At 36.0% G+C, this 242-nt stretch carries 1 protein-coding gene; it reads right to left on the bottom strand.

Translation table 11 applies throughout. The features are described 5' to 3' along the window. Nucleotides 1–242: preprotein translocase subunit SecA (locus tag H5993_RS09355; protein ID WP_487343524.1), on the bottom strand; the 242-nt coding region annotated here is incomplete at both ends.

The raw sequence follows: 242 nt of genomic DNA, 5'->3' as shown, positions 1-242 counted from the left end.
TAGTTACAGCGCCCTTTTGACCAGCGTCTTTGATGATTTCAGCTTCCATTTCATGGTATTTAGCATTTAATACTTTGTGTTCAATGCCTTGACGTTTTAAGAAACCACTGATTTCTTCAGATTGAACGATGGAAGTCGTACCAACGAGCACTGGCTGACCTTTTTCATTACATTCTTTAATTTTATTGATAACGGCTTTGATTTTAGCGCGTTTTGTTTTGTAAATTACATCAGGATAATCT

It is taken from the genome of Limosilactobacillus alvi (genome assembly GCF_016900115.1).
In the GTDB taxonomy this organism is placed as follows: Bacteria; Bacillota; Bacilli; order Lactobacillales; family Lactobacillaceae; genus Limosilactobacillus; species Limosilactobacillus alvi.
This window is presented reverse-complemented; position numbering and strand designations above follow the sequence as displayed.